The 6,850-nt window shown below is 41.4% G+C and carries 3 protein-coding genes and 3 pseudogenes; 1 reads left to right on the top strand and 5 read right to left on the bottom strand.

The window, feature by feature from the left end:
• Window positions 1-106 precede the first annotated feature (106 nt).
• Window positions 107-967, bottom strand: a pseudogene (locus DXA15_RS24095) (carboxypeptidase-like regulatory domain-containing protein); the annotation flags it as partial.
• A gap of 193 nt (window positions 968-1,160) precedes the next feature.
• On the opposite strand from DXA15_RS24095, the pseudogene DXA15_RS24090 reads away from it, so the two are divergent.
• Window positions 1,161-2,560 (top strand): annotated as a pseudogene (locus DXA15_RS24090) (alanine/glycine:cation symporter family protein).
• Between the two features lie 89 nt (window positions 2,561-2,649).
• Here the strand turns inward: DXA15_RS24090 and DXA15_RS24085 are convergent.
• The 4 genes and pseudogenes from DXA15_RS24085 to DXA15_RS24070 all read right to left on the bottom strand — a co-directional run bounded on the left by DXA15_RS24085 (window position 2,650) and on the right by DXA15_RS24070 (window position 6,762).
• A pseudogene (locus tag DXA15_RS24085) lies at window positions 2,650-3,869 on the bottom strand (M16 family metallopeptidase).
• 104 nt (window positions 3,870-3,973) lie between these two features.
• Complete coding sequence (locus DXA15_RS24080; RefSeq protein ID WP_128135723.1) at window positions 3,974-5,521, bottom strand: ATP-binding protein; 1,548 nt, start codon at window positions 5,519-5,521, stop codon at window positions 3,974-3,976.
• Window positions 5,522-5,732: 211 nt separating this feature from the next.
• On the bottom strand, window positions 5,733-6,320 hold the full coding sequence (locus DXA15_RS24075; RefSeq protein WP_128135722.1) for a DUF4412 domain-containing protein: 588 nt from the start codon (window positions 6,318-6,320) through the stop codon (window positions 5,733-5,735).
• Window positions 6,321-6,561: 241 nt separating this feature from the next.
• Window positions 6,562-6,762: a hypothetical protein gene (locus tag DXA15_RS24070; protein WP_128135721.1), complete on the bottom strand. Its 201-nt coding sequence runs from the start codon at window positions 6,760-6,762 to the stop codon at window positions 6,562-6,564.
• Between the last annotated feature and the right edge of the window lie 88 nt (window positions 6,763-6,850).

Here is a 6,850-nt window from a genome sequence, read left to right as displayed (position 1 = left end):
ATGTAGACAGCGACCTGTTACACGAGGATCTGTCACTTCTGAAAAATAATTAGAGGTATTCATTTTGCAATGATAAACTTTTTAGAGGAATTTTGGTGCGGTCGCCCTGATGCAGCTCAGTCCCATCCGCCAAATGAAAAATTTCTTCATTATCTCTCGACATGCCATAGAAATCGCGCGGACCGATACGATAAGAAGCGCCAAACTCTGATTTTTTGTGGTTGATCTTTCCTGAAAAACGATGTTCACCCCATAAAGCATTCACCCCCTGGCTCATATCCAGACTCAATGTCCCTCCCGTTTCCGGACGGCGGACAATATAATCAAGCACAACTTCCGCATTACCATAGCGCAATCCGGGATTATCATGATATTCTATACGGATAATATCAGAAGGCAATAATGACTTTATTTCTTGCAATTCTACTTTCACACCGTTAATGCGAAGTTGCACTTCTCCGTTTCCCGGCACTTTAATTTCGCTTGACATCGGATTTACTTGTATTTTAGGCAACATCAGCTGTTGAAGTAAATCCATCCCGTTCGTAGAAGCCTTTACCTGCCGGTCAGAAGGGAACACCAGCTTCCGGTCGGAGCGGCTGCTTGTATTGGAGGCACTGACAGTAACGCCATCCAAAGAAACCGAGGCATCCTCCATCGGAATATCACCCAAAGTCACACTCTTATTAAACCCGTTCAGGGAGACATACTGTGTTTCATATCCCAGACTGGAAATAACCAGCAGATAATCTCCGCTTTTCACCTTGTCTAATACAAAACTGCCCTTTCCATCGGTAGTTGTTCCAAGGACAAACACGGAATCCGTCGTTTGCAGAACAACATTTGCAAATTCAAGCGGCTCCTTATTCCGTCCATTCTTCACCAGACCTTTTATCCCTAAATTTTGAGCAAAAGCTCCCTGCATCATGCAGCCAAGCAGCATGATACCGAATATAATTCGTCTCATAAGTTTATTGTTTTTTATCTGTCGCAGGGTGGCCTCTCCTGCTTTCGTTTGTTTCTATTCATAAGACGGAACAACCCGGGAAAAGGTTACATCCATTTTGAAAAAAAGTAGATTTCTTTTTTTATTCCTGTTTAACATCTTATGTTTCAGTATTAAAGAAAAACAGTATCTTTGAATAAAACAAACAACACACATGGATATATTAAACACCTGGATCAGCGCCATTAACGATGTTTTATGGTCATATATATTAATTATCATGCTATTGGGTTGTGCCATCTGGTTTACCCTGAAAACTCGTTTCGTACAATTCCGCATGATAAAAGAAATGATAAAATTGCTTGGAGATTCTACCGGAAAATCTAAAAACGGTGAAAAACATATCTCTTCTTTTCAGGCATTTGCCGTATCGCTGGCAAGCCGTGTCGGAACAGGCAATCTGGCGGGAGTAGCTACGGCAATTGCGGTTGGCGGTCCGGGAGCCGTATTCTGGATGTGGATCATTGCTTTATTGGGAGCCTCCAGCGCCTTCGTCGAATCGACATTAGCACAATTATATAAAAGAAGAGGAAAAGACTCCTTTATCGGAGGGCCGGCCTATTACATGGAACGCGGCCTCGGGTTACGATGGATGGGCGTGTTTTTTGCTGTATTGATTTCTATCACTTTCGGCTTCGCCTTCAATTCGGTACAAAGTAACACGATCTGCGCGGCTTGGGAAGGGGCCTCGGATTCGACCACAGGATTATTGGCGGCATACTAACCATCCTGACCATCCTCATTATCTTTGGTGGCATTCAACGGATCGCGAAAGTGAGCAGTATTATTGTTCCTGTAATGGCTCTCGGATATGTTGCGCTGGCATTAGGCATCGTTCTTTTCAATATAGGAAAACTTCCGGCCGTACTGGAACTCATCATCGGTAATGCTTTCGGATGGGAACAGGCTATCGGCGGAACGGTCGGAGCCGCTTTGATGCAGGGAATCAAACGGGGCCTGTTCAGTAATGAGGCAGGTATGGGTTCGGCTCCAAACGTAGCGGCAACAGCCGATGTATCGCACCCCGTAAAGCAAGGTCTTATCCAGACATTAGGTGTTTTCACCGACACGTTGATCATCTGCACCTGTACGGCCTTCATCATCCTTTTCAGCGGTGCCCCGCTCGACGGAAGCGTGAACGGCGTACAACTGACGCAACATGCACTGACCAATGAAGTTGGAAGTATCGGCAGTATCTTCGTCGCTGTAGCCATTTTGCTGTTCGCATTCAGCAGTATAATCGGTAACTATTATTACGGAGAAGCCAATATACGATTCGTCACTCAAAAGAAAAGCGTGTTGTTCACCTACCGCCTGTTAGTCGGTGGAATGGTGATGTTCGGTGCTTTGGCAAGCCTCGACCTGGCCTGGAGCCTGGCCGATATAACAATGGGACTGATGACGATCTGCAACCTGATTGCCATCTCCCTGCTCGGTCGTCAGGCATTCCTCTTACTCAATGATTACATCACCCAGAAACGAAAAGGAATAGCAAGCCCCGTATTCACCAAAAACAGCATCCCTGAACTTAAGGACAAGGCAGAATGTTGGTAAAAAGCATCATACATTTTGTATGATACAAAATGTATGATAAAATAAACTGAAAAGTTGTTCCATAGGCTAGAACTGACTTTCTGAACTTCTTACTGATAGATCAGACTAAACAACCGCTCCGGCGCGAACACCTCATTTGCCACCTCCTGTATCTCTTCGGCAGTCAGGCTTTCGACCTTGCTGAAAACTTCCGGAAGGGTATCATACCGGTTATAGTGGAGGAAACTCTTTCCCAAACCGAGGAAAAGTCCTTCTTTATTATCTCCCGAAACACCTAACTGGCCGATAACCTGCTTTTTGGCAGCTGCCAGTTGCGTAGCAGACAACTTGATGTCACGTATCTTACCTAACTCTTTATGGACCAGTTTCAGGCTTTCTCCATATTCTTCGGATCCGTACCAAAGTAGATGCTTGCCAGGCCGGTATCAGTATAAGAAGTAACATTCGATTCCACATTATAAACCAATCCATGCTTCTCACGGAGTGAAACATTCAGACGGTTGTTCATGCCCGGGCCACCCAGCATATTATTAAGCAGGAACAACGGTATCCGTTTTTCATCATGCATACTATAAGCACGACTACCGATCAGTACATGTGCCTGGTGTGTATCCTTATGCACTTTCTTCACACACGGAAGGATTCCGGCAGGTGCCACCCGGTTGCGGGAAGCAATCGGGAAAGCGATATCCGACAGCAGACTTTCCGCCAGTTTAACGATCTTCTTGAAATCCACGCGCCCCATTGAAAAGAATACCATATTCTCCGGCGCATAGAAACGACGCATAAACGAACGGCCCGATTCAGAATTAAAAGTCAGAAGAGAAGCCTCATCTCCCAATATATTATGTCCCAGCGCATGTCCGTCATAAAGCAAATTCTCGAATTCATCGAAGATCAGTTCCGAAGGGCTGTCCTCATACGAATTGATCTCATCCAGGATCACATCCACTTCTTTCTCTATTTCCTGTTGCGGAAACTGTGAATGGAAGATCAGGTCCGTCAGCAATTCGAAAGCACGCTGATAATGTTCTTCCATAAAGATAGAATACACAAATGTCTCTTCCTTGGTCGTATAAGCATTCAGTTCTCCGCCTACATTCTCCATCCGGTTCAGGATATGCCAGGCTTTTCGCTTTTCGGTACCCTTAAACATCATATGCTCCACAAAATGAGCCAGGCCAAATTCGTTCGATTCTTCATCCCGGGTTCCGGCATTTACAGCAAATCCACAGTACGAAACCGGCGATTCCATCGGCAAATGTACCATACGAAGACCATTAGGTAAAATATGTGAGAAGTAATGCATTGTTTTCTTTTTGCTTATTTAGAACTTGCAAAAGTACAATAAATAAAAGGAGAAAGGAAGAATGCTGGATAAATTTCCGTGGTAGACAATCTTTAAAGTTATACTCAGACCACCTTCCATCCTTCGATATTCCTTGTTTTAGAACTGAAATTTATAGCTAGCTTAACCAATTTGCGGGGATCGTGAGCAAACGGCTCGGCATAACCTTTCTCTTCGATCTGGCGAATCGCTTCTTCTAATGTTCCGTTCAATTTGAACTCCATTATATAAATGTAAGCCGGAGTTTTCAGGATTAGATCCGCCCTTCCACGATTGGTGTGATATTCAGCATCAACATAAAATCCCATCAAGCAACTTATAATATAAAGTACATTTTGGTAATGTTTCTCCAAATCGCCGACCAAGTCGTAAGGAATGTTACAGAAAAAGGTTTGAAGCCTGGAAAAGAAAGAGTCGTAATCGCCAGTTTCCACTTCACCTACAAATTTACGGATATTGAAAGTCGTATCCGTTTCCTTTACATCGGCATAATAAGGCAACAGGTATTTAAAAAAGCCTTCTTTGACCTCCAAATTCGGGAAACCCAACGTATATAATTTGAAGCGCTTATCATATCCTTTGATGGTCAGATATCCACTTTGATAAATTACCGGTATCGGATTTTTCGAAAAGGAATCAATACTATCCAACACATCGGAATCTGTTTCCACCTCTTCCAATTCCCATAAATCATAACGGGATCTTTGCAAAAGGTACACCAGAAAACTTGGTGTTCCCGTTGCAAACCAATAACTATCGGGACGCATGGCATAAAACGTATTCAGTAAGCTGAAAGGATTATAGATACCCTCCGAATTTTCGGTAAAATGATAACCGTCATAATTTTCCCTTAACAATTCAACAGTTTCATCATAAGTCAGATCCTCTTTGGTTGCCAATGTATGGATATCCAAATCAAAATAATGATGTATCTCCTTTTCAGTCAGACCACAAATAGCGGCGAAATCAGGGTTCATTGAAATGTCGTTCAAGTTATTCAAATCACTGAAAACACTTATTTTCCCAAATTTGGTCACCCCTGTCAAGAAAGCGAATTTGATATAACTATCCATGCTCTTCATCACACCGTAGAAAGGCTTCAATTGGTTTCGGTACACCTGTTGTAACCTGTCATCTTCGATAGCCTGCAACATCGGTTTATCGTATTCGTCCACCAAAATAACTACCCGTTGCCCCGTTTTCTCATATGCTAAACGAATGACATGAAAAAAACGCTCTTCCGGAGCACGATCGCCATAATGGCTTCCATATTCACGCTCCCATATTTCCAAATGTTTGTTCAATTCTTCCAGCAGGGAATTTTCATCTTTGTAATTTCGTGCATTCAGATCGAGATGAAGCACAGGATAAGTCGTCCAGTCTTTCTCCAATTGTTCGATATCTAACCCCTCAAAAAGTTCTTTTTTCCCGGCGAAATAGGCCTGAAAGGTAGAAATCAATAGACTTTTTCCAAAACGTCGCGGACGGCTCAGAAAATAATATGAACCGGTTTTCGCCAACCTGTAAACATACCGGGTTTTATCTATATATACATAATTGTCCTTCCGTATCTTCTCAAAACTCTGTACTCCTATCGGATAATTTCTTTCCATAACTCAACCGGATTAAACATTCAGACAAAGATAAGGATTTAGACCAGAATTCACATTGACAAACGTTATTTCTTCCAAATTCAAACCGGAACACAGAAGATATGAGACTTTTGCTTTGTCAATGGTCAAAAAAATGATATTTCCGATAATTCATGAAAGCAGAAAGTATCATGAGGTTGACTACCCCAATCACTACATTCGGATAAAATACCTATTCAGGCAGTTTTATACCATCCGGTATAGTAAATTTATCAGTCGCCACAGCGGAAGTCTCGTCTATCGTTTTCGCTGTTTCAACCATAACGACCATTCCGTTAGAAGAGGTTTCGGATTTAAGCACAAGTCCCTTCCAAACCCAGACAGACATCTGAACTGTCTGCCCCATCTGCGTGATTTCCAAACCATACTTTTTACAAGGTTTTCCGGCAATATCTTCTTCGCCTGTTTCTTTGATCTTATATTTCTCCACGATTTCAGGAGTTAACTGCAAATAATTGATCGGTTTTTCGGGTAATTTCATTTTCATGGCCGTTTTCATATCCAGATCTATATTGATCGCTGAACTCCCATCCGCAATGGTTCGTATATGTTTTTCCACACCAGCTACTCCACCTGTCTTCATAGTGAGTTCCGTAGATTCTTTCTTCCCATAATCATCCATATACCATGTACATTCAACTTTCTGCCCCATGGCAACCACATCCTTTTTAATAATAGCTGACTTAATCCCATACTTCGCTTCCTGAGCGTTTAACAAGATCGTCGCAGACAAAAACAATAATGCAAATAAAAATTTCATTTTCACAACTTTATCTATTAAGATTAACAAATTACAGACTCTCACCACCAAACTTGAGAACTATCCTCATAAGTAAAAATCACCTCTTCTTTTCTTCGCGTATGGCTATGGAGTAAAAGTAATGTATTTTCGGATACATTATCATGCGTAAACCAATATTTTTCGGCATATACATTCTATCATCATGGTAAAGCGAATCAAGAGGCTGATTATCTGCCTCTTGATATAAATTTATAGCCAATTATAAAGATATTATCTCATAACCTAATAAATCTTCTTTATTTATATTTGCTGTTGGCAATTTATCAACAAAATCTTTTAGCCCATACAAATTAAGAGACCTGTCATAGTTATATATTGATAAACCACATTTACTTTCATCAGGGATTGATATTATAACACCATTCTCATCTTCAAAAAGAGGAGTTCTCAGCGTTAACATTTCCTTGATATAATCTCTTTTAAATATTAATGTATTTGAATTCTTTCAATTTAGATCCATTTATACAGTAAATACAATGTATTATTTT

The organism is Parabacteroides sp. AM58-2XD (assembly GCF_003463685.1).
Lineage (GTDB): Bacteria > Bacteroidota > Bacteroidia > Bacteroidales > Tannerellaceae > Parabacteroides > Parabacteroides segnis.
Note: the sequence above shows the minus strand (reverse complement) of the source record. Positions and strands in the feature narration are given on the sequence as shown.

Coding starts and splice junctions, on each gene's coding strand:
- DXA15_RS24080 (WP_128135723.1), bottom strand. CDS start 5,521: ATGGAAAGAAATTATCCGATAGGAGTACAGAGTTTTGAGAAGATACGG.
- DXA15_RS24075 (WP_128135722.1), bottom strand. CDS start 6,320: ATGAAATTTTTATTTGCATTATTGTTTTTGTCTGCGACGATCTTGTTA.
- DXA15_RS24070 (WP_128135721.1), bottom strand. CDS start 6,762: ATGTTAACGCTGAGAACTCCTCTTTTTGAAGATGAGAATGGTGTTATA.